18 protein-coding genes are annotated in these 20,076 nt (G+C 61.5%); 8 read left to right on the forward strand and 10 right to left on the reverse strand.

Annotation, left to right across the window (positions count from 1 at the left end; all coding sequences use genetic code 11):
• Positions 1–25: 25 nt before the first annotated feature.
• From PSH64_RS28210 to pilG, 8 genes are all read right to left on the reverse strand, one after another.
• Positions 26–247 carry a hypothetical protein gene (locus PSH64_RS28210; RefSeq protein WP_064620940.1) on the reverse strand — a complete coding sequence of 74 codons (222 nt, stop codon included), beginning with the start codon at positions 245–247 and terminating at the stop codon, positions 26–28.
• A 205-nt stretch (positions 248–452) separates the two neighbouring features.
• Positions 453–1,082 carry a nucleotidyltransferase domain-containing protein gene (locus tag PSH64_RS28215; RefSeq protein WP_305479297.1) on the reverse strand — a complete coding sequence of 210 codons (630 nt, stop codon included), beginning with the start codon at positions 1,080–1,082 and terminating at the stop codon, positions 453–455.
• Between the two features lie 114 nt (positions 1,083–1,196).
• Positions 1,197–1,652, reverse strand: a complete 456-nt coding sequence (locus tag PSH64_RS28220; RefSeq protein ID WP_019650236.1) for a chemotaxis protein CheW — start codon at positions 1,650–1,652, stop codon at positions 1,197–1,199.
• Positions 1,645–7,548: an Hpt domain-containing protein gene (locus PSH64_RS28225; RefSeq protein WP_305479298.1), complete on the reverse strand. Its 5,904-nt coding sequence runs from the start codon at positions 7,546–7,548 to the stop codon at positions 1,645–1,647. The genes PSH64_RS28220 and PSH64_RS28225 overlap by 8 nt, the downstream gene beginning before the upstream one ends.
• Positions 7,549–7,584: 36 nt before the next feature.
• Complete coding sequence (locus tag PSH64_RS28230) at positions 7,585–9,642, reverse strand: methyl-accepting chemotaxis protein (RefSeq protein ID WP_105340822.1); 2,058 nt, start codon at positions 9,640–9,642, stop codon at positions 7,585–7,587.
• Between the two features lie 157 nt (positions 9,643–9,799).
• Positions 9,800–10,354 carry a chemotaxis protein CheW gene (locus tag PSH64_RS28235; protein WP_305479299.1) on the reverse strand — a complete coding sequence of 185 codons (555 nt, stop codon included), beginning with the start codon at positions 10,352–10,354 and terminating at the stop codon, positions 9,800–9,802.
• Positions 10,355–10,364: 10 nt separating this feature from the next.
• Positions 10,365–10,730, reverse strand: coding sequence for a twitching motility response regulator PilH (gene pilH / locus PSH64_RS28240; RefSeq protein ID WP_007897961.1), 366 nt, complete (start codon positions 10,728–10,730; stop codon positions 10,365–10,367).
• 57 nt (positions 10,731–10,787) lie between these two features.
• Complete coding sequence (gene pilG / locus PSH64_RS28245; protein ID WP_038980984.1) at positions 10,788–11,192, reverse strand: twitching motility response regulator PilG; 405 nt, start codon at positions 11,190–11,192, stop codon at positions 10,788–10,790.
• 233 nt (positions 11,193–11,425) lie between these two features.
• On the opposite strand from pilG, the gene gshB reads away from it, so the two are divergent.
• The 7 genes from gshB to PSH64_RS28280 all read left to right on the forward strand — a co-directional run bounded on the left by gshB (position 11,426) and on the right by PSH64_RS28280 (position 17,466).
• On the forward strand, positions 11,426–12,379 hold the full coding sequence (gene gshB, locus PSH64_RS28250; protein ID WP_305479300.1) for a glutathione synthase: 954 nt from the start codon (positions 11,426–11,428) through the stop codon (positions 12,377–12,379).
• Positions 12,380–12,456: 77 nt separating this feature from the next.
• Positions 12,457–13,356: an energy transducer TonB gene (locus PSH64_RS28255; RefSeq protein ID WP_105340819.1), complete on the forward strand. Its 900-nt coding sequence runs from the start codon at positions 12,457–12,459 to the stop codon at positions 13,354–13,356.
• Positions 13,357–13,545: 189 nt separating this feature from the next.
• Complete coding sequence (locus tag PSH64_RS28260; protein WP_105340818.1) at positions 13,546–14,118, forward strand: YqgE/AlgH family protein; 573 nt, start codon at positions 13,546–13,548, stop codon at positions 14,116–14,118.
• Positions 14,118–14,564 carry a Holliday junction resolvase RuvX gene (gene ruvX / locus PSH64_RS28265; protein ID WP_105340817.1) on the forward strand — a complete coding sequence of 149 codons (447 nt, stop codon included), beginning with the start codon at positions 14,118–14,120 and terminating at the stop codon, positions 14,562–14,564. The genes PSH64_RS28260 and ruvX overlap by 1 nt, the downstream gene beginning before the upstream one ends.
• A 98-nt stretch (positions 14,565–14,662) precedes the next feature.
• Positions 14,663–15,166 (forward strand): bifunctional pyr operon transcriptional regulator/uracil phosphoribosyltransferase PyrR, encoded by a 504-nt coding sequence (gene pyrR / locus PSH64_RS28270; RefSeq protein ID WP_086944407.1) that lies wholly within the window; start codon positions 14,663–14,665, stop codon positions 15,164–15,166.
• Positions 15,167–15,193: 27 nt separating this feature from the next.
• Complete coding sequence (locus tag PSH64_RS28275; RefSeq protein ID WP_007939362.1) at positions 15,194–16,198, forward strand: aspartate carbamoyltransferase catalytic subunit; 1,005 nt, start codon at positions 15,194–15,196, stop codon at positions 16,196–16,198.
• Entirely contained in the window at positions 16,195–17,466 is a 1,272-nt protein-coding gene (locus tag PSH64_RS28280) for a dihydroorotase (RefSeq protein ID WP_105340816.1), read from the forward strand. The genes PSH64_RS28275 and PSH64_RS28280 overlap by 4 nt, the downstream gene beginning before the upstream one ends.
• A 112-nt stretch (positions 17,467–17,578) precedes the next feature.
• Here PSH64_RS28280 and PSH64_RS28285 read toward each other — a convergent pair whose 3' ends face one another.
• On the reverse strand, positions 17,579–18,010 hold the full coding sequence (locus tag PSH64_RS28285; RefSeq protein WP_105340815.1) for a TM2 domain-containing protein: 432 nt from the start codon (positions 18,008–18,010) through the stop codon (positions 17,579–17,581).
• A gap of 250 nt (positions 18,011–18,260) precedes the next feature.
• Between PSH64_RS28285 and PSH64_RS28290 the strand changes: the two genes are divergently transcribed.
• A complete protein-coding gene (locus PSH64_RS28290) occupies positions 18,261–18,878 on the forward strand; it encodes a C40 family peptidase (protein WP_105340814.1) in 618 nt (205 codons plus the stop codon).
• A gap of 143 nt (positions 18,879–19,021) precedes the next feature.
• On the opposite strand, the gene PSH64_RS28295 is transcribed toward PSH64_RS28290, so the two are convergent.
• Complete coding sequence (locus PSH64_RS28295; protein WP_105340813.1) at positions 19,022–20,056, reverse strand: type IV pilus twitching motility protein PilT; 1,035 nt, start codon at positions 20,054–20,056, stop codon at positions 19,022–19,024.
• Positions 20,057–20,076 lie beyond the last annotated feature (20 nt).

A 20,076-nucleotide genomic window follows, 5' to 3' on the forward strand; every position in this document is an offset into this window, starting at 1 on the left:
AATCTCTCGCAGGCATAAAAAGGTACTAACTGAGCGTGAATACTCGTTCGATGATCTTGAGAGCCGACTTCCCGTCAGCTTCATACAAACCTTTCAATTGCTGCTGGTCAGAAAGACGGTGCAGTTTGAAGTGGTTGTAGAACGCTTGCCCAAGCCGCTGGCCGCTGAAGTTTCCTGCACGATGCATTGCATGGAATTCCTGGTATGCGTTCTTTTCAAGCACCAACGGAGTGATACCGTTTGCCATCGTATTGACCAGACTGAAGAGTGAGGACCAGAAGGATAGGTGAGAGGCCTAATGCCAGTCACTTAAGTCGTAATACAGGCTTTAGCGGTCTGTCAGACGGACCGCGTTATCGTTCTTCGCGGGCAAGCCCGCTCCCACAGGTTTTGAGAGTGACACCAATCTCACTGTAGGAGCTGCCGAAGGCTGCGATCTTTTGATCTTTACGTCATTGCTCGCACCGGAAGATCAAAAGATCGCAGCCTTCGGCAGCTCCTACAGGGTTTCCCCCCATCAGATTGATCTTGTCCTGCTGCGCTACCCGCACGACAAAACTATTTTCAGCCGCCAGTTTTGCGGCCCAGTCGTCGGGGGTGTAGAGCGTCGGGTTGAGGACGCGGCCCAACTGCTCCTCCATTGGTATAAGCCGCTCCATCACTTCACTGTAGTGCAGGCCCTCGCCGATCAGCATGAGATCAATGTCACTGGATACGTTTGCCTGATCCTTGGCGATAGAGCCGTACACAAATGCCCAGGTGATCTGTTCGGCAAAGGGTTGAAGCGCCTGACGCAGAGGCTCGGTAATACCAAAGGTTTTGCGGGCAATGCCCAGCAGTTCGGCATAGATCGGGCAGTCGGGATTGGCTTGATAGTGGGTCTGGTTGCCCTGACGGGTCATGATCAGCACGCCTGCCCGCTGCAACCGATCCAGCTCGCGCATGAGGCTGCCTTTACCCACTTGAGCCCAGCGGGCGATCTCGTTGGCGTAAAAACTTCGGTCGGGTTTACCAAACAGCAGGCCGAGCACTTTTTGCTGGGTGGTGGTGAACAAGGCTTCGCTCAATGACAGGTTTTTCACGGCAACGACCGATAAGTCCCAAAAAAGGAACGATAGGTCCCTTTTTGGGAATCTTCAACCTAATGCAGAAACCTTTGTGGCGAGGGGGCTTGCCCCCTCGCCACAGGGATCCGGTCAGACCAGACCCGCACTTACAAGCAGTTCCTCCAGCGCGAGCAAGTCAGGCACCTTCGCCACTTGCTCCCCCACCTGCACCGCCGCCTTCTCCAGCGAACACAACGGCACGTCGACATAACTCAACTGACTGTCGAGCTTGTAAGACCGTGGAATCCCCTGCACCAATAACGCAATGAACTTAAGCTCAGGCCGCCCACCGAGGGCATTGAGGATGACGATCCGCGCCCGTTCCCCGATCACCACTTTGTTGCCACACGCCGACTCGAAACTGAGCAGTGGAATCTGCCGTTCGCGCCAGGTCACCCGCCCCAGGTACCACGGCGGTGTATCGAGATCGAAAGCCCCCGGCTGATAGTCGATGAGTTCGGCGACGGCAACGTTGGGCAGGATCAGGTTGCGGTCGGCCAGGGGCAGCAGCAACCCCGTGAGGTTGCTGGAACGGTGTTCATGCATGGGTTTTGCTCCACCGGGCGATGCTGTCGAGCAGCACCGATTCCTGATACGGCTTGCCGAGGTAGTCGTTGACGCCGATGGCCATGGCGCGGTCGCGGTGTTTCTGGCCGGTGCGGGAGGTGATCATGATGATCGGCAGATGCCGCAAGCGCTCGTCGGCGCGCACTTGGGTGGCCACTTCAAAGCCGTCCATGCGCGGCATTTCGATGTCCAGCAGCATCAGGTCGGGCATGTGTTCTTCCAGCAGCAGCATGGCGTCGACACCGTCCTTGGCGGTCAGCACGTTCATGCCGTGGCGTTCCAGCAGGCGGCTGGTGACCTTGCGCACGGTGACCGAATCATCGACCACCAGCACCAGCAACGGCCGTTGCGATTCGGGCTCGACGTCCTGTGTCACCGGCCGTTGCGGCACCCGCGTTTGCATCCCGCGGATCGGCGCCAGCAAGTCGAGAATCAGCACCACCCGGCCATCGCCCAGGATCGTCGCGCCGGACAACCCCTGCACCGCGGCGAACTGCGGGCCGAGGCTTTTGACCACGATTTCCCGGGTGCCGGCCATGGCGTCCACCCGCACCGCGACGTGCCGTTCGTTGCACTGCACCAGCAACACCGGCAACGGCAGGCTCTGGCCCAGCAGTTTCGGGCGCGTGCTGGTTTTCAGCAGCTCGCCGAGATAGCACAGCTCATAACGTTGCCCGGCGTACTCGTAGGTCGGTGGATCAAGCCGGTAATGCCCTTCCAGTTCGTTGGGCAACACCCGAACGATGCCGTCGATGGTGTTCAACGGGATCGCGTATTGATCCTCCCCGCATTGCACCATCAACGCGCGGTTGACCGACACGGTGAATGGCAGGCGAATCCGGAAATGCACGCCCTGCCCAGGCACAGAGTCGATGGTCATGCTGCCGCCGAGCTGCCGGACTTCTTCGTGAACCACGTCCATGCCCACGCCACGCCCGGAGATCTGGGTGATTTTCTCGGCGGTGGAAAACCCCGGTTGCAGGATGAATTGCAGCACGTCGCGATCACTGATGTCGCTGTCCGGGGCGAGCAGCCCGCGCTTGATCGCCTTGCGCCGCACGGCGTCCAGCGGCACGCCGGCGCCGTCGTCGCAGATGTCGAAAATGATGTCGCCACCCTCTCGCGACAAGTCGAGGGTGATCTTGCCCTGGGCCGGTTTACCGGCCGCGATCCGCACCTCGGCCGATTCCAGCCCATGGTCGACGGCGTTGCGCAGCATGTGTTCCAGCGGCGCGGCCATGCGTTCGAGGACGTTGCGGTCCATCTCGCCTTCGGCGTTGCCAACGACGAAGTCCACGTCCTTGCCCAGCTCGCTGGCAACCTGACGCACGATACGCTTCAACCGTGGCAGCATCCGCTCGAACGGCACCATGCGCGTGCGCATCAGGCCTTCCTGCAATTCGGTGTTGATGCGGCCCTGCTGTTGCAGCAGGTTTTCCGCGTCCTGATTGCGCCGGTCGAGGGTTTCCTTGAGGTCGAGCAGGTCGGAGGCGGACTCGAACAGCGCCCGCGACAGCTGTTGCAACTGCGAGTGACGGTCCATCTCCAACGGGTCGAACTCTTCGTAGCCAAGGCGCTCGGCGTCGACTTGCTGACGGCTGAGAATCCGCCCCTGGGTTTCGGTATCGAGGCGGCGCAACTGGTCGCGCATGCGCTCGATGGTGGTTTCCATTTCGCTCAGGGCCACCCGTGCATCGTTGACCTGTTGTTCGATGCGGCCACGGAAGATCGAGGTTTCACCCGCCAGATTGACCAGGTCGTCGAGCAACTCCGCCGAGACCTTGACCGTGTCGGCGCCTTCCGGTTGCAGCGTGGCGGGCTCGGCTTTGGGCGCCGCGGGCATCGCCACCGGTGTCGGTGTTTCGGGCACCGCCGGATGGCTGAAATTCTTGATCGCCTCGATCAGCCGATCGGCCGGTGGCAGTGGCTCACCGGCGCGGGTGGCGTCGAGCATCTGCGCCAGTCGGTCATGGCTGCTTTGCAATAGCGTGAACAGCGCCGCGGTCGGTTGCAGCACACCAGCCGACAAGCCTTCGTAGAGGAATTCCAGCTCATGGGCCAGGTCGCCGATCGGCGCGATTTCCACCATCCGCGCGCCGCCCTTGAGGGTGTGCAGGTCGCGCAGCAGGGTTTCCACTTCCTGGCGATTCGAAGGCTCGGCCTGCCAGCGCAGCAGTGCCGCGCCGGAGTTTTCGATGATGTCGAAACCTTCTTCGAGGAAGATGTCCAGAAGCTCGGAATCATGGCTCGCTGAATCGTTGCTGGCCGCCGGTTCGATCACCTCGGCGCTGCTGGCATTGCCCAGGCGAAACGCTCGAATAGCCTTGATCAATTCGCCCGGGTCGCCCAACGGACGATTGTGCCGCAACTGTTCGAGGAACTCGGCCAGTCGGTCATGGCTCTGTTGCAGCAACTGCGCCAGCGCTTCGCTGTAGCTGTAACGGCGGTCCACCAGGCCTTCGTAAAGGCTTTCCAGTTCATGGGCCAGATCGCCGACCGGCTCGACCTCGGCCATCCGCGCGCCACCTTTGAGGGTGTGCAAGTCGCGCTGCAAGGACAGGAGCGGCGCGGCGTTGTCCGGTTCGCTCAACCAGCGCTGCAAGGCCTGGCCGGCGCTCTCGAGAATATCCACCGCTTCTTCAAGAAAGATCGAAACGATTTCGTCGTCCAGCTCCACCTGAGTCGCGGTCTGCTCCAGCTCGGCCGTGGCGCTGCCCAGCTCTCGAATGCTCAGGGTACGGCTGCCGTCACTGCGGATCAGGCCCATGGACGAAGGATCGAGACTCTCATCGAGCAAACCGCGCAACGCCCGCACCCGCTGCGGTTGCGCAGTGACTTCCTGGCCGGCGGCCAGTTCGTCGAGCATGTTGATCAGCGCTTCGTGGGCACTTTGCGCCTCGTGGAAAAACCTGTCGCTGACCGCCAGGCTGCTTTCTTCCACGGCGCCATACAGGTCGAGCAACGCTTCGCAGAGCTCATCCACCGGATGCAGATCGGCCAGGTGCGCGCCTTCGCCGAGGGTGGTCAATTCGTCCAGCAGCGCGCTGAGTTCCTGGCGTTCGCCGGGATGCTGCTGCCAGCGCTGCAACAGGCTTTCGGCGTCCAGCAGGATGTCCATGCCCTGGGCGAGGAAGTTGTTGATCAATTGCGGATCGCGCTTGACCCGCAGCCCTGTGTTGGGCGCGTCCAACAGGCTTTGCAGACGCTCGGTCAGCATTGCCTGGGTGCGCTCGATCAACGAACGGGCGCCGGGGATGTCGGCCAGCGGGTCGCTCTTGAGCTGTCGCAGCCCACGGCGGAACAAGCCTTCGGCTTCCAGCAGCAATTCGACTTCGTCCAGGTCGAGGGCAATCCGGTGCGCCTTGTATTCCCGGGCCAGTTGATCCAGCGACGCCGCCAATTCGGCAATCGGCAGCACACCCGCCATCGAGGCACTGCCCTTGAGGGTGTGCAAGGCTCGCTGCAACTCGTCGCTGGCCTGCAGCGGCACATGCTCGGCGGCTTGCTCGAGAAAGCGATTGAGGCTGTTCAGATGGGTTTCGGCTTCGTTGCGGAAGATCTCCAGCAACAGTGGATCGAGCGCCGCGACATCCTGAGCGTCCTCATCGGACAGCGGCTTATCCCCCTTGGCAAGCGCATGGGCGCGGGCGGCCAACTGGTCGACATCGTTGCGCTGGCGCTGGGCGTTGGCGGCGAACTCGGCCACCAGTTCCGGCAGTAGTTTCAGTGCATCGCCTACCAGTTGCTGCACTGCCGGCCCAGGTGCAACGCTGTGTTCAAGCACGCGGTTGAGCAGGTTTTCCACTGCCCAGGCCAGTTCGCCCAGCACCAGCGCGCGGACCATCCGGCCACTGCCTTTGAGGGTGTGGAACGCGCGGCGCAATTCACTCAGCGCCGAGGTGCTGTCTGGATTGGCCGACCAGCGCGGCAGGTACTCCCGGAGGATGTCCAGTACTTCATCGGTCTCTTCGAGGAAGACGTCCCGCAGCTCGTCGTCCACCGGTTCTTCACCCGCCGGTGGCGGCAACAGACTGCCCGGCATCGTCAGTGCCGGCGGGTTGACGGACGACACCGGGCTGGCCAGCACATCGGCCAACGACTGGACGGTCTGGGGATCGTCCAGTTCCTGCATGTCCTGCATCACCAGGGCTTCACTGGGGCTGAGCACATCCTCAAGCATCGGCACATGCTGTTCGCTGGGGAAGCAGCCGAGTGCGGCCAGGCCTTTTTCCGCGACATCGAGCAGTTGTTCCCCCGGCGCTTCAGGGTCGTCGCTGAGGCGCTCCAGGTAATACTCGATGCTGGTGATGACGTCGGCCAGGCTGTCCAGTTGCTGCCAGCCGGGCTGGCCCGGGTCCACCAGCAGATGCTCGCGGATGAAGCCGTTACACGCCTCGACCAGGCTCGCCGCGCGGGCCAACGGAATCATCGCCAGCGCCCCGCGCACTTGCGTCAGCAACGCCGGCAAGGGTTGCAGATGCTGGCGGTCCCAGTCGGCGTCGATGTAGTCGACGATCATGTCCTTGGCCTGTTGCAGGCAGATGCGCGCTTCCTTGATCACGATCTGATGAATCTGCGTCAGGTCCGTGGTCGGCAGACGGCTGTCTTCCTGGCTTTGCGGCTCCACGGTGCCGACCATGCCGGCCAGGGTCGCTTCGACATAGAGCAAGGCCCCGGCGACGTCCATGAGGGTTGCGTCGTTGGGCTCGCGCTGGCCCTGGGCAAGGCTCAGCACCACCGCCAGTTGATCGATGATGACCTTGCGCGGCTGGCCGAAACCCAGCACCGCGAGGGTGTCGGCGATTTGCCGTAGGGGCGCCAGCAGGCTATCCAGGTCCGAGATGTGTTGGCGGTCGCTGCGCACGAACAGGTCCAGGCGCTCCTTGACCCGCACCAGCTCTTCGCACAACGCCGCCAATACCGAGCGCATGGCGTCGCGATCAGGGCCGGCCAGCCGTGCCCGTTCTGCATCGACCATCGCGCTGTCGGGTAATGCGTCGTCCAGTGAGTAACGATCTTTCATGGTCAGCATCTGCCCGGTGGGGTGTTCGGCCTTGGCAATATAGAACAACAAACTCTTGAGCAGCTCTGGCGGTGCCGGTTGATTGATCGCGGGCATGCCTTGTTCGAGTACACGCTTGAGTTCTTTGTCGGCGTCCTTGAACAGACTGCGCAACGCGGGGCTGTTGGCGATCGAGCCATTGCGCAGGCCTTCGACCAGCGCCGAAGCGATTTGCCACAACGGGCTCAGGGGCGCATTGCCGCACAGTCCTTCGAGACGGGTAAAAACTCTGGCCAGATAAGCGAAATGAGTGTCGGCATCCTGCTCGCGCAGCAAGCCGACCAGCGCCATCTGCAACATCTGCCGCAATTTGCGCAGCACGTTCGGCAAGTCGGACGGCTCCAGCAGCGCCAGGGCTTCTTCGCTCAGGGGCGGCAGTTCAGGGAGTTGCGGGCTGAACAGGCTGGTTTCCGATAACAGGCTGTCGCCACGGGCGCTGCGCAGGTCGTTGATCAACGGCAACACCACCAGCGGCAAATCGCGACGGGCGCCTTGCACCCGGTCGAGGTAGGTCGGCAACTGCCCCAAGGCCTGCAGCAACAGGTGGATGGCCTCGTCGCGATGGTTGACGCGGTTCTGCTGCAAGGCGGTGATCAACTGCTCGATCTCTTCGGCAAGCAGGGCCGCGCCGTAGAACTCGACCATCTGCAAACTGCCGTGAACCTGATGGACACAGGCCAGGCACTCACTCAGGGCGTGCGTTGCCTGCGGGTCGTCGATCAGGGTTTCGATCGCCTGATGAGCCTGCTTCAGCGTTTCGGCAATCTCGCCTTTGACCCATTCGAGGGCCACATAGTCGTGCCGATCACCCATAACTACTCCAATCAAATGCATACGCCCTGAGGCGGTTCAAGCGTTGTCCGCAGCCTGCGCAGGCTTGGCCGGCAAGGTGAAACCGGACACCGAGCGCCGCAGCTGGCTGGCCATTTTCGCCAGGTTGCCAATGCTCTCGGCAGTGGCGGTGGAGCCGGACGAGGTCTGCGTGGTGATCTGCTGGATCACGTTCATCGTCAGGGAAATCTGGCCGGCCGAAGAGGTCTGCTGCTGCGCGGCGTTGGAAATGCTCTGGATCAGTGCCGCGAGGGTCTTCGATACGCCTTCGATTTCTTCCAGGGCCACTCCGGCATCCTGCGCCAGACGCGCGCCACGCACCACTTCGGTGGTGGTCTGCTCCATGGAAATCACCGCTTCGTTGGTGTCGGTCTGAATCGCCCGCACCAGGGTTTCGATCTGCCGGGTCGCCGCGGACGAACGCTCGGCCAGGCGTTGCACTTCGTCGGCCACCACCGCAAAACCGCGCCCGGCGTCACCGGCCATGGACGCCTGAATCGCCGCATTGAGGGCGAGGATGTTGGTCTGGTCGGCAATGTCATCGATCAGGCTGACAATGTCGCCGATTTCCTGAGAAGACTCACCGAGGCGCTTGATGCGCTTGGCGGTGTCCTGGATCTGCTCGCGGATATTGTCCATGCCGTGGATGGTGTTGTGCACCACTTCGTTGCCCTTGTTGGCGATTTCCACCGAGCGTTCGGCCACCGCTGAGGATTCGGCGGCGTTGGCCGAGACCTGATCGATGGACTGGGCCATGTCGTTGATCGCCGTGGACGCTTCGGAGATCTGCTGCGCCTGATGCTCCGAGGCCTGGGCCAGGTGCATGGCGGTAGCCTGGGTTTCCTGCACGGCGGCGGCGACCTGGCCGGCGGTGAGGTTGATGGTCGCCACCAGATCGCGCAGTTGGTCGACGGAATAGTTGATCGAGTCGGCGATGGTCCCGGTGAAGTCTTCGGTGACCGAGGCGGTCACGGTCAGGTCGCCGTCGGCCAGGTCTTCGATCTCGTCCAGCAGGCGCATGATCGCGTTCTGGTTGCGCTCGTTCTTCTCGGCGGTCTCACGCAGCTGTCGGTTGGTTTCGCGCACCATCACCAGGCCGATGAGGATGATCGACATCAGCGCCAGCAAGCCCAGCACATAACCGCCGATGGTATCGGTATTGCGTCCGCCGGCGAGGTTTTCGAAACGGCTGGCCAGGTGCGAGGCTTCATCGAGCAGGGTTTGCGACAGGGTAAAAATGTTGGAGGCCGATTCGCGGACCTTGAGCAATTCCGGCGAGGTTTCGAGGATTTCGTCCACCGAACCCGATACGAATTCGAACAGTTCGGAAATCTCGGTCAACCGGGCACGGGCATCGCGGTCTTCGACCTGGCTGATTTTCAGGGCCGCATTGCCTTGAAGCATGCCGTTGAGTACCTGGCCGAAACGCGCCGCGTCGCGACCGAAGGCATCAGCGGCCTGCTGCGAGTTTTCGTCGCCGGACAGCACGGTGTTCACCGCGCCGAGAATCCGCTCGGCCAGCAGCGACTGACGCTGGGCCATCGCCACCTGAGCGGCCGGGGCGCCACGTTGCAGGAGGGTTTCGACGACCTTTTCATACTCGACCTGCAACTGCGGCACGGTTTCGGCCAGGGTCGCGGCGACTTGATGCAAGGACAACACGGTCTGTTCGCTGGAGAGAATGGCGTCGGTGTTTTTCAACAGGCGCTCCCAATCCAGCTGCACGGCGCGCATTTCCGGGCGCACGGTGGACGGTGCCGGCGGCAGGCCGGTGGAGGGATCGCCTTTCTTCAGATAGCCCCAACGCAGGGCGAAGTCGTTGCGCGCATCGCTGAGCAGCTTGAACGCCGCGGCTTTGCCGGCGGCGGCTTCGGTGGCGTTCTTGGCGATACGCTGCGACAGCACCCGCAGCTCACCGGCGTGGCCGATGTACTGCTTGTCGTAATTCGCCTGGGTGTTGAGGTACGCGAAGTTGGCGAACAGCAGCATGATGAAGATGATCAGCGCGATGAACAGCACGATGATCTGCGACCGGCTGCGCGACCCTTCCGGCGTACCTGCTTTTGCTTTAATCATCGGTCCTCGCCTGTTAACAGCATCCTGTATGGACTTGCCGGGAAACCTGTGGGAGCGGGCTTGCTCGCGAAAGCAGTGTCACAGTCGACATCATTGCTGGATGTGCCGGCCTCTTCGCGAGCAAGCCCGCTCCCACATTGGATCTGTGTCGCGCCAGTTACACGGCGACGTTCATAAAGCCTTGCGACTGCGCCAACGCGAACGGGCTGAACACCTGCCAATTCTGCTCACGCTGAAACCGGCCTTTGACAAACGGCGCGATCGGCCCCTGCAGCGCGTCCGTCGGCACCGGTTCCAGGCTGTCCTGGGCAAAGTGCTGCAAGCCGAAGACTTCATCGACCAGCAGCCCGGCAAACACATCTTTGTGCTCCACCACCAGAATCCGCCGCTGCTTGCGCAGGGCCGATAGTTCATGGCCGGCCTCATAACCATAAAAGAAACCGTACACGTCCATGATCGGCAGCAGCCGCCCCCGCAGGTTCGCCACGCCCTTGACCCAGGGCTTGACCCCCGGCAATTGGGTAACACGCGGTTCGTGCAGAACTTCGCTGACTTCACCCATGGGTGCGACGTACCAATGCTCGCCCAAGCGAAAACCGATGCCGCTCCAGCTGTCCTGTCGAGTCGGCTGGGACGGCAGGTCCGCTGCCAGCAGACGACAGCGCTGGTCAATCTGCAGCAGCAGTTCGAAGGCCGTCAGCGACTCGCTCATGGCCGGGCGATCAACCGGCCAGCACGTTGTTCAGGGTCTTGATCAGGGTGTCTTCGTCGACCGGTTTGGTCAGGTAGTCCTTGGCGCCCTGGCGCGTGCCCCAGACCTTGTCGGTTTCCTGATCCTTGGTGGTGATGATGATCACCGGGATATGCCCGGTTTCCGGGTCTTTGGTCAGCTGACGGGTCGCCTGGAAGCCATTGAGGCCGGGCATGACGATGTCCATCAGCACCGCATCGGGTTTTTCCTGGCGGGCCAGGGCCACGCCGTCGGCGCCGTTTTCGGCTTTCAACACCTCATGCCCGTGTTTTTCGAGCATGCCGGTCAATTTGTACATCTCAGTCGGCGAATCATCGACGATCAGAATACGTGCCATGGTCTTCCCCATTCTTGTCGACACCAGGCCCCATGGCCGAGCATCACTGTGCGTGTCCTACTGCGGCGAAACGGCGGCAAAGCCCGGTACATGGGCCTGAATCGCGTTCAGCAGTTCTTCCTTGCTGAAAGGTTTGGTCAAAAACTGGTCGGAACCGACGATCCGCCCCTTGGCCTTGTCGAACAACCCGTCCTTGGACGACAGCATAATCACTGGCGTGGACTTGAACGCACTGTTGTTCTTGATCAACGCGCAGGTCTGATAGCCATCCAGACGCGGCATCATGATGTCGACAAAGATGATGCCGGGGTGATTATCGGCAATCTTGGCCAGGGCATCGAAACCATCGATTGCGGTGATGACTTCACAGCCCACGTTTTTCAACAACGTTTCGGCGGTGCGACGAATCGTTTTCGAATCATCGATCACCATGACCTTCAAGGCGCTGGAATGCTGTTCCATAGTGGCTCTACCGTCGCCTTTGTGAATCAATTTGTCCGTTTGCCGCTCATCGGTGGCCCGAAACCCTTGATACTCAAGGGCCAAGACGGCATGGCAGCCTTTTTAGCACAGTCTCCCCATCCAATCTATCGGGCGACCCTGGCGGTGGTTTTTCCTTGACCGGGAACACACTCAGCGCCACTCTGACGCCACTTTTTCACAACACTTTCCACCCCAATTTCGAGGAAAACCCCATGAGCGTTCGCGTCGGGATTGTCATGGATCCTATCGCCGGCATCTCCTATAAAAAGGATAGCTCGCTGGCCATGCTGCTGGCCGCGCAAAAGCGTGGCTGGGAACTGTTCTATATGGAACAGCGCGATTTGTATCAGGCCGAGGGCGAGGCCCGCGCGCGGATGCGTCCGCTGAAAGTCTTCGCCGACCCGCACAAGTGGTTCGAACTGGGCACCGAAAGCGACACGCTGCTGAGCGATCTGGACGTGATCCTGATGCGCAAGGATCCGCCGTTCGACATGGAGTTCGTCTACTCCACTTACCTGCTGGAGCAAGCCGAGCGCGCCGGCGTGCTGGTGGTCAACAAGCCGCAAAGCCTGCGTGACTGCAACGAGAAGCTGTTCGCCACGCTGTTCCCGCAGTGCACGCCACCGACCATCGTCAGCCGTCGCCCGGACGTGTTGCGTGAATTCGCCGACCATCACGGTGACGTGATCCTCAAGCCGCTGGACGGCATGGGCGGTTCGTCGATTTTCCGCCACACCTCTGGCCACCCGAACCTGTCGGTGATCCTCGAAACCCTGACCCTGCATGGCAAGCAGCAGATCATGATCCAGGGTTACCTGCCGGCGATCGTTGATGGCGACAAGCGCATCCTGATGATCGACGGTGAGCCTGTGGATTACTGCCTGGCACGCATTCCGGCAGCAGGCGAAACCCGTGGCAACCTCGCCGCCGGCGGCCGTGGCGAAGCCCGACCGCTGACCGAGAAAGATCGCTGGATCGCCGCGCAGGTCGGCCCGACCCTGCGTGAAAAAGGCCTGCTGTTCGTCGGTCTCGACGTGATCGGCGAGCACCTGACCGAAATCAACGTCACCAGCCCGACCTGCATTCGCGAGATCGATAACGCGTTCGGCACCGACATTGGTGGCCAGTTGATGGATGCCATCGATCAGAAGCTCAAGGCTCGTTGATCGAGAACAGCCAAGAGACAACCAACATTGCGTTATCATCGCCGGCTTGTAAAAAACGCGATGTTGGTTTTCTTGTCATGACACTCCCGTCCGATCTGCCCGCTGAACTCGCCCATCGTGGCGTGCGCCCGGCCGATCGCCTCGGCTTTACCCTGTTTCTCGCGGCGCTGATTCACCTGGCCTTGCTGTTGGGCGTCGGGTTCACCATGGTCGAACCCAAGCAAATCAGCAAAACCCTGGAGATCACCCTCGCCACCTTCAAAAGTGAAACCAAGCCGAAAAAGGCCGATTTCCTCGCCCAGGAGAATCAGCAAGGCAGCGGCACCCTGGAGAAAAAGGCGATTCCCAAGACCACTGAGGTCGCGCCCTTCCAGGACAACAAGGTACAGAAGGTCACCCCGCCCCCCACCGCCAAGCCTCAAGTGCAGGAAGCCGCGCCCAAGGCCGCCGTGACGACCGTCGCGCCGAAGCCGAAAAAAGCCGCGACCAAGCAGGAAGACGTCAAGCCCCAGATCAAGCCCAAGGTCGAGGCACCGACCTTCGACAGCTCACAGTTGTCCAGCGACATCGCCAGCCTGGAAGCGGAACTGGCCAACGAACAACAGTTGTACGCCAAGCGCCCGCGCATCCACCGCTTGAGCGCCGCCTCGACCATGCGTGACAAGGGTGCCTGGTACAAGGACGAATGGCGCAAGAAGGTCGAGCGCATCGGCAACCTCAACTACCCCGACGAGGCCCGGCGCAAACAGATTTACGGCAATTTGCGCCTGATGGTCTCGATCAACCACGACGGCTCGCTGTATGAAGTGCTGGTGCTGGAATCCTCCGGCCAACCACTGCTGGACCAGGCCGCGCAGCGCATCGTCCGGCTGGCCGCGCCGTTCGCACCGTTTACCGGGGATCTGTCGGACATCGACCGCCTGGAAATCATCCGCACCTGGAAATTCGCCCGTGGGGATCAGCTGTTCAGTAATTGACCAACGCAACCCTGTGGGAGCGGGCTTGCTCGCGAAGGCGTCGGGTCAGTCGACATCAATGTTGAATGTGTCGCCCTCTTCGCGAGCACGCCCGCTCCCACACTTGATCCGTGTTGTCAGGGGAATTCGGGGCATTTCCTGTGCATCATCGGCTTGTCAGTTTGTCCCTCCAACGCCACACTAGCGCTCATGAAGAACGTCAGCCCCAGCTACCTCAAGCATCACTTCCTGATCGCCATGCCTCACATGGCCGACCCGAACTTTGCGCATACCTTGACCTACATCGTCGAGCACACGGCCAATGGAGCCATGGGGCTGGTGGTCAACCGTCCGCAGGACCTGAACCTGGCCGATATCCTCGAGCAATTGCGCCCCGATATCGAACCGTCGGTGCTCTGCCAGCATGTGCCGATCTTCATCGGCGGCCCGGTGCAAACCGATCGCGGCTTTGTCCTGCACCCATCGGGAAAAACCTATCAGGCCACCGTTGATCTGGAAGGTGAGTTGTCGCTGTCGACCTCCCAGGACGTGCTGTTCGCCATCGCCGACGGCGTTGGCCCCGCGAAAAGCGTGATTACCCTCGGCTACGCCGGTTGGGAAGCCGGGCAACTGGAAGCCGAACTGGCCGACAACGCCTGGCTGACGTGCCCATTCGACGCCGACATCCTGTTCAACACCAGCAGTGAATTGCGCCTCGAAGCGGCGGCCAAGCACCTGGGCATCAACCTCAGCCTGCTCACCAGCCAGGCGGGGCACGCCTGATGGCCCTGCGGCTGATTCTGGGTTTCGACTACGGCACCAAACAGATCGGCGTTGCGGTCGGCCAGGTGATTACCGGCCAAGCCCGCGAGCTGTGCACCTTGAAGGCGCAAAACGGCATTCCCGACTGGAATCAGGTCGAAGCCCTGATCAAAGAGTGGAAACCCGACGCCGTGGTGGTCGGCCTGCCCCTGAACATGGACGGCACACCCAGCGACATGTGCCTGCGGGCGGAAAAATTCGCCCGACGCCTGAACGGCCGCTACAACGTGCCCTTCTATACTCACGACGAGCGCCTCACCACCTTCGAGGCCAAGGGCGAGCGCCTGGTCCGTGGCGGCCAGAAGGGCAGTTACCGTGACAACCCGGTCGATGCCATCGCCGCCGCCCTGCTGCTGCAAGGCTGGCTCGACGAAAACACCGCACTGTTCGAATCCTCAAGCACCTGATTCCGAAGAGTCGCTACGGCGGCTCCCTTAGCTACAACCCGAGCCCTACCCACGCGCCATACCCACAAAGCGGGCTCGGGACCAAGAAGGAGCAAACCATGAGCCTGCCTAATCCCGCCGAACTGATCAGCCAGATGGCGATCCGTCTCAAGGCTTATCTGGAAAACCGTGGCATCAGCGAACCGCGTTACATCGGGATTCGGACCGGTGGCATCTGGGTCGCTCAGGCGTTGCTCAAGGAGTTGGGCAGCGACGCACCGCTGGGCACCCTCGATGTGTCCTTCTACCGCGACGACTTCAGCCAGAGCGGCCTGCACCCGCAAGTACGCCCGTCGGCGCTGCCCTTCGAGATCGAAGGCCAGCATCTGGTGCTGATCGACGACGTACTGATGAGCGGTCGGACGATCCGTGCCGCGATGAACGAACTGTTCGACTACGGCCGCCCGGCCAGCGTAACGCTGGTGTGCCTGCTGGACCTGGACGCCGGCGAGCTGCCGATCCGCCCGAACGTGGTTGGCGCGACCCTGTCGCTGGCGGCCCACGAACGGGTGAAGCTGTCCGGTCCGGAGCTCAAGCTCGAACTGCAAGACCTCGCCCTTTAATTCGCCCTATTGAGAGTCCCCCTCGCGATGACGCCTCTAGAAACCAAGCGCCCGCTGCAGCTCAATGATCAGGGCCAGCTGCGCCACTTCCTCTCGCTCGACGGTTTGCGCCGCGAGTTGCTGACGGAAATCCTCGACACCGCCGACTCGTTCCTCGAAGTCGGCGCCCGGGCGGTGAAGAAAGTCCCGTTGTTGCGCGGCAAGACCGTGTGCAATGTGTTCTTCGAGAACTCCACCCGCACCCGCACCACCTTTGAACTCGCGGCCCAGCGGCTGTCTGCGGACGTGATCACCCTGAACGTGTCAACGTCGTCGGCAAGCAAGGGCGAAACCCTGCTCGACACCCTGCGCAACCTCGAAGCCATGGCCGCCGACATGTTCGTCGTGCGTCACGGTGATTCCGGCGCGGCGCACTTCATCGCCGAGCATGTCTGCCCGCAAGTGGCGATCATCAACGGCGGCGACGGCCGTCATGCCCACCCGACCCAGGGCATGCTCGACATGCTCACCATTCGTCGGCACAAGGGCGGCTTCGAAAACCTTTCAGTGGCCATCGTCGGCGACATCCTGCACTCGCGGGTGGCGCGCTCGAACATGCTGGCCCTGAAAACCCTCGGCTGCCCGGACATCCGTGTGATCGCGCCGAAAACCCTGCTGCCGATCGGCATCGAGCAATACGGCGTGAAGGTCTACACCGACATGACCGAAGGCCTGAAAGACGTCGACGTGGTGATCATGCTGCGCCTGCAGCGTGAACGCATGACCGGCGGCCTGCTGCCGAGCGAAGGCGAGTTCTACCGCCTGTTCGGCCTGACCACCGCGCGCCTGGCCGGTGCCAAACCCGATGCCATCGTGATGCACCCGGGGCCGATCAACCGTGGGGTAGAGATTGAGTCGGCGGTGGCCGACGGTCCGCACTCGGTGATCCTCAACCAGGTGACCTACGGGATCGCGATTCGTATGGCCGTGCTGTCCATGGCCATGAGCGGGCAAACAGCCCAGCGCCAATTCGAGCAGGAGAACGCCCAGTGAAGCTCAGCATTCTCGGCGCACGCGTTATCGATCCGGCCAGCGGCCTGGATCAAGTGACTGACATCCATGTTGAAGCCTGCAAGATCGTCGCCCTGGGCGCCGCTCCGGCCGGTTTTGTCGCCGTCGACACCATCGACGCCAAGGGCCTGGTGGCCGCCCCGGGCCTGGTTGACCTGAACGTCGCCCTGCGCGAGCCGGGCTACAGCCGCAAAGGCTCGATCGCCAGCGAAACCCGCGCCGCCGCCGCCGGCGGCGTGACCAGCCTGTGCTGCCCGCCGAAAACCAAACCGGTGCTGGACACCTCGGCCGTGGCTGAATTGATCCTCGACCGCGCCCGCGAGGCCGGCAACACCAAAGTGTTCCCGATCGGCGCCCTGAGCAAAGGCCTGGATGGCGAACAGCTTGCAGAACTCGTTGCGCTACGCGATGCCGGCTGCGTGGCCTTCGGCAACGGTCTGGAGAGCTTCCGCAACACCCGCACCCTGTGCCGGGCGCTGGAATACGCGGCGACGTTCGACCTGACGGTGATTTTCAACTCGCAGGATCACGACTTGGCCGAAGGTGGCCTGGCCCATGAAGGCCCGACCGCGAGTTTCCTCGGCCTGCCGGGCATTCCGGAAACCGCTGAAACCGTGGCCCTGGCCCGGGACCTGCTGCTGGTCGAACAAAGCGGCGTGCGTGCGCACTTCAGCCAGCTCACCAGCGCGCGCGGCGTAGCGCTGATCGCTCAGGCCCAGGCCCGCGGGCTGAAGGTCACGGCGGATGTGGCGTTGTATCAACTGATCCTCACCGATGAAGCGCTGATCGACTTCAGCAGCCTCTATCACGTCCAGCCGCCGCTGCGCACCCGCGCCGACCGCGACGGCCTGCGGGCAGCGGTGAAATCCGGGGTGGTCTCGGCCATTTCCAGCCACCACCAACCCCATGAGCGCGATGCCAAACTGGCACCGTTCGGAGCGACCGAACCGGGCATCAGTAGTGTTGAGTTGCTGCTGCCGCTGGCGATGACCTTGGTGGAAGACGGCTTGCTCGACCTGCCGACCCTGCTTGCACGCCTCAGTGCCGGTCCTGCCGAGGCGTTGCGCCTGCCGGCGGGTAAATTGGCGGTGGGTGGTGCGGCGGACATCGTGCTGTTCGACCCGGCGGCCTCGACCGTGGCCGGTGAAACCTGGCTGTCCAAGGGCGAAAACTGCCCATTCATTGGCCACAGCCTGCCGGGCGTGGTGCGTTACACCCTGGTGGATGGGCGGATCAGCCACCAGGCGTAGAACCGCGTTGCCTGCCTTCGCGAGCAAGCCCGCTCCCACATTTGACCTTCAGCGAACACAGAATTTGTGTACGACCGAAATCACATGTGGGAGCGGGCTTGCTCGCGAAAGCTTACTGGAAGGCGCCTCTGTTCTGCGCGTTGCGAATCGAAACCTGGTCATTCAACGTCCAGAAGTCATACAACACCCCCAGAAAGAACAACCCGCCCGTCACCAGGTACAGCAACCCGCTGATCCACTTTCCCTGATACATCCGGTGTACGCCGAACACCCCCAGAAACGTCAGCAGAATCCACGCAACGTTGTATTCGATAGGTCCGGCGGTAAACCGCAGGTCCGCCTCACGATCCATGGCCGGAATCAGAAACACGTCGATCAACCAGCCAATACCCAGCAAGCCGAAGGTAAAAAACCAGATCGTTCCGGTCACCGGCCTGCCGTAATAGAAGCGGTGAGCTCCGGTAAAACCGAAAATCCACAGCAGGTAACCGATTACTTTACTGTGCGTGTCTTGCGGTGAAACGGGTTGTCGATAGGTGTTCATGGATGACCTCGATTCACGCGATAGAGAAATATTCTTGAATTCTTTGTGACTTTTTTACAGGCAGCCGACATACGGCAAATGCTACCTTCACTTCCGTCAAAGCCCTGTACCGCCTGACTTGTGTCCGACAATTGCGTCCTTTTTCCGCTTATTTGGTTCCGTTGACCCCAAGGTTGAATCGACCAACGGCCTCGGAAGGGCCAAAAAAGCTGTTATAAAGTTGCGCGCCAACCCATATGAGCCTTGCCTAATGCGTCCATTTTTCAAGACATGGCTAACCATTTGCCTATTATTGCCCCTGGCCGCCCACGCCACCAATCGTGAGCAACGTCTTCCCAACGTTAATGGTTACACCCCCAAATCCCATGCTTCTGCTCCTTCGAGCAAAAACAATCAGGCCCTTCGCTCTCCCCAGCTGAGCAGTGCCAACGGCAAGTCGGTCCCGCCGATGGCGACCAGGGAAAGCAGCAACGTGCTGAGCCGCGCGGTGAACGTCCTCGGTACGCCTTATCGTTGGGGCGGCAGCAGCCCCAGTAAAGGCTTCGATTGCAGCGGCCTGGTGAAATACGCGTTCAATGACGCCACGTTCGACCTGCCGCGTACCTCCAACGCCATGGCCAGCGGTCACGGCGAGAAAGTCGACCGTAACGATCTGAAGCCAGGCGACCTGATTTTCTTCAATATCAAGAGCCGTCGGGTCAATCACGTTGCCATCTACCTGGGCAACGACCGCTTCATCCACGCACCACGCCGTGGCAAGTCGGTGAGCATCGACACCCTGAAGAAACCGTATTGGGAAAACCACTATGTGGTTGCCAAGCGGGTTCTGCCGAAAGAACCGAACGCGCTGCGGGTTGTTCAACGCTGATTTCAGTTTCCGGGGCTGACCCGAAATCCGCTTGAAACATGACGCCCCCTTCGCGAGCAAGCCCGCTCCCACATTTGGAATGCGCCCCCCTGTGGGAGCGGGCTTGCTCGCGAAGGCGTCCTGGAAAACGCTACAAATCTTCCTCAGAAATTATCCGGCGACCGCGCCTTCTCCCGCGCATGCTCGCGGCTGATCAGGCCCTTGGTCACCAGATCCTTCAGGCACATATCCAGCGTCTGCATGCCCAGCGACCCGCCGGTCTGAATCGACGAGTACATCTGCGCCACCTTGTCCTCACGGATCAGGTTACGGATCGCCGAGGTGCCGAGCATGATTTCGTGAGCGGCAACCCGCCCGCCGCCGATTTTCTTGATCAGTGCCTGGGACACTACCGCCAGCAACGATTCGGAGAGCATCGAGCGCACCATTGATTTTTCGTCGCCCGGAAACACATCCACCACCCGGTCGATGGTTTTCGCCGCCGAGGTGGTGTGCAGCGTGCCAAACACCAGGTGGCCGGTCTCCGCGGCGGTCAACGCCAGCCGAATAGTCTCCAGATCACGCATTTCCCCCACCAGGATCACATCCGGGTCTTCACGCAGGGCCGAGCGCAGGGCTGTGGCGAAGCTGCGGGTATCGCGATGGACTTCCCGCTGGTTGATCAGGCATTTGCGCGATTCGTGGACGAACTCGATGGGGTCTTCGATGGTGAGGATGTGGTGATGGCGATGGCTGTTCAGGTAATCGATCATCGCCGCCAGGGTGGTGGACTTGCCGGAGCCGGTCGGGCCGGTCACCAGCACCAGGCCTCGAGGGGATTCGGTAATCTTGCGAAACACTTCCCCCATGCCGAGGTCGTCCATGCTCAGAACCTTGGACGGAATGGTCCGGAATACCGCGCCCGCACCACGATTCTGGTTGAAGGCATTGACCCGAAAGCGCGCCACCCCGGGCACCTCGAAGGAAAAATCGGTTTCAAGATGCTTCTCGAAGTCCACCCGCTGGAGGTCGTTCATGATGGCGTAGATCAGCTCATGCACCTCCTTGTGGTCCAGGGCCGGCAGGTTGATACGCCGCACATCACCGTCGACACGGATCATCGGTGGCAGGCCGGCGGACAGGTGCAGGTCGGACGCGCCTTGTTTGGCGCTGAAAGCCAGCAGCTCAGTGATATCCATAGCGCTCCTCAATTCCAGTA

The organism is Pseudomonas sp. FP1742, from assembly GCF_030687145.1.
Taxonomy (GTDB): Bacteria; Pseudomonadota; Gammaproteobacteria; order Pseudomonadales; family Pseudomonadaceae; genus Aquipseudomonas; species Aquipseudomonas frederiksbergensis_D.

Excerpts from the sequence above, each read along its gene's own strand:
- PSH64_RS28210 (WP_064620940.1), bottom strand. The coding sequence starts at position 247 with ATGGCAAACGGTATCACTCCGTTGGTGCTTGAAAAGAACGCATACCAG.
- PSH64_RS28230 (WP_105340822.1), bottom strand. The coding sequence starts at position 9,642 with ATGATTAAAGCAAAAGCAGGTACGCCGGAAGGGTCGCGCAGCCGGTCG.
- PSH64_RS28260 (WP_105340818.1), top strand. The coding sequence starts at position 13,546 with ATGAAGAACGTCAGCCCCAGCTACCTCAAGCATCACTTCCTGATCGCC.
- PSH64_RS28275 (WP_007939362.1), top strand. The coding sequence starts at position 15,194 with ATGACGCCTCTAGAAACCAAGCGCCCGCTGCAGCTCAATGATCAGGGC.
- PSH64_RS28235 (WP_305479299.1), bottom strand. The coding sequence starts at position 10,354 with ATGAGCGAGTCGCTGACGGCCTTCGAACTGCTGCTGCAGATTGACCAG.
- gshB (WP_305479300.1), top strand. The coding sequence starts at position 11,426 with ATGAGCGTTCGCGTCGGGATTGTCATGGATCCTATCGCCGGCATCTCC.
- pilG (WP_038980984.1), bottom strand. The coding sequence starts at position 11,192 with ATGGAACAGCATTCCAGCGCCTTGAAGGTCATGGTGATCGATGATTCG.
- pilH (WP_007897961.1), bottom strand. The coding sequence starts at position 10,730 with ATGGCACGTATTCTGATCGTCGATGATTCGCCGACTGAGATGTACAAA.
- ruvX (WP_105340817.1), top strand. The coding sequence starts at position 14,118 with ATGGCCCTGCGGCTGATTCTGGGTTTCGACTACGGCACCAAACAGATC.
- PSH64_RS28290 (WP_105340814.1), top strand. The coding sequence starts at position 18,261 with ATGCGTCCATTTTTCAAGACATGGCTAACCATTTGCCTATTATTGCCC.
- PSH64_RS28225 (WP_305479298.1), bottom strand. The coding sequence starts at position 7,548 with ATGGGTGATCGGCACGACTATGTGGCCCTCGAATGGGTCAAAGGCGAG.
- pyrR (WP_086944407.1), top strand. The coding sequence starts at position 14,663 with ATGAGCCTGCCTAATCCCGCCGAACTGATCAGCCAGATGGCGATCCGT.
- PSH64_RS28295 (WP_105340813.1), bottom strand. The coding sequence starts at position 20,056 with ATGGATATCACTGAGCTGCTGGCTTTCAGCGCCAAACAAGGCGCGTCC.
- PSH64_RS28220 (WP_019650236.1), bottom strand. The coding sequence starts at position 1,652 with ATGCATGAACACCGTTCCAGCAACCTCACGGGGTTGCTGCTGCCCCTG.
- PSH64_RS28285 (WP_105340815.1), bottom strand. The coding sequence starts at position 18,010 with ATGAACACCTATCGACAACCCGTTTCACCGCAAGACACGCACAGTAAA.
- PSH64_RS28255 (WP_105340819.1), top strand. The coding sequence starts at position 12,457 with ATGACACTCCCGTCCGATCTGCCCGCTGAACTCGCCCATCGTGGCGTG.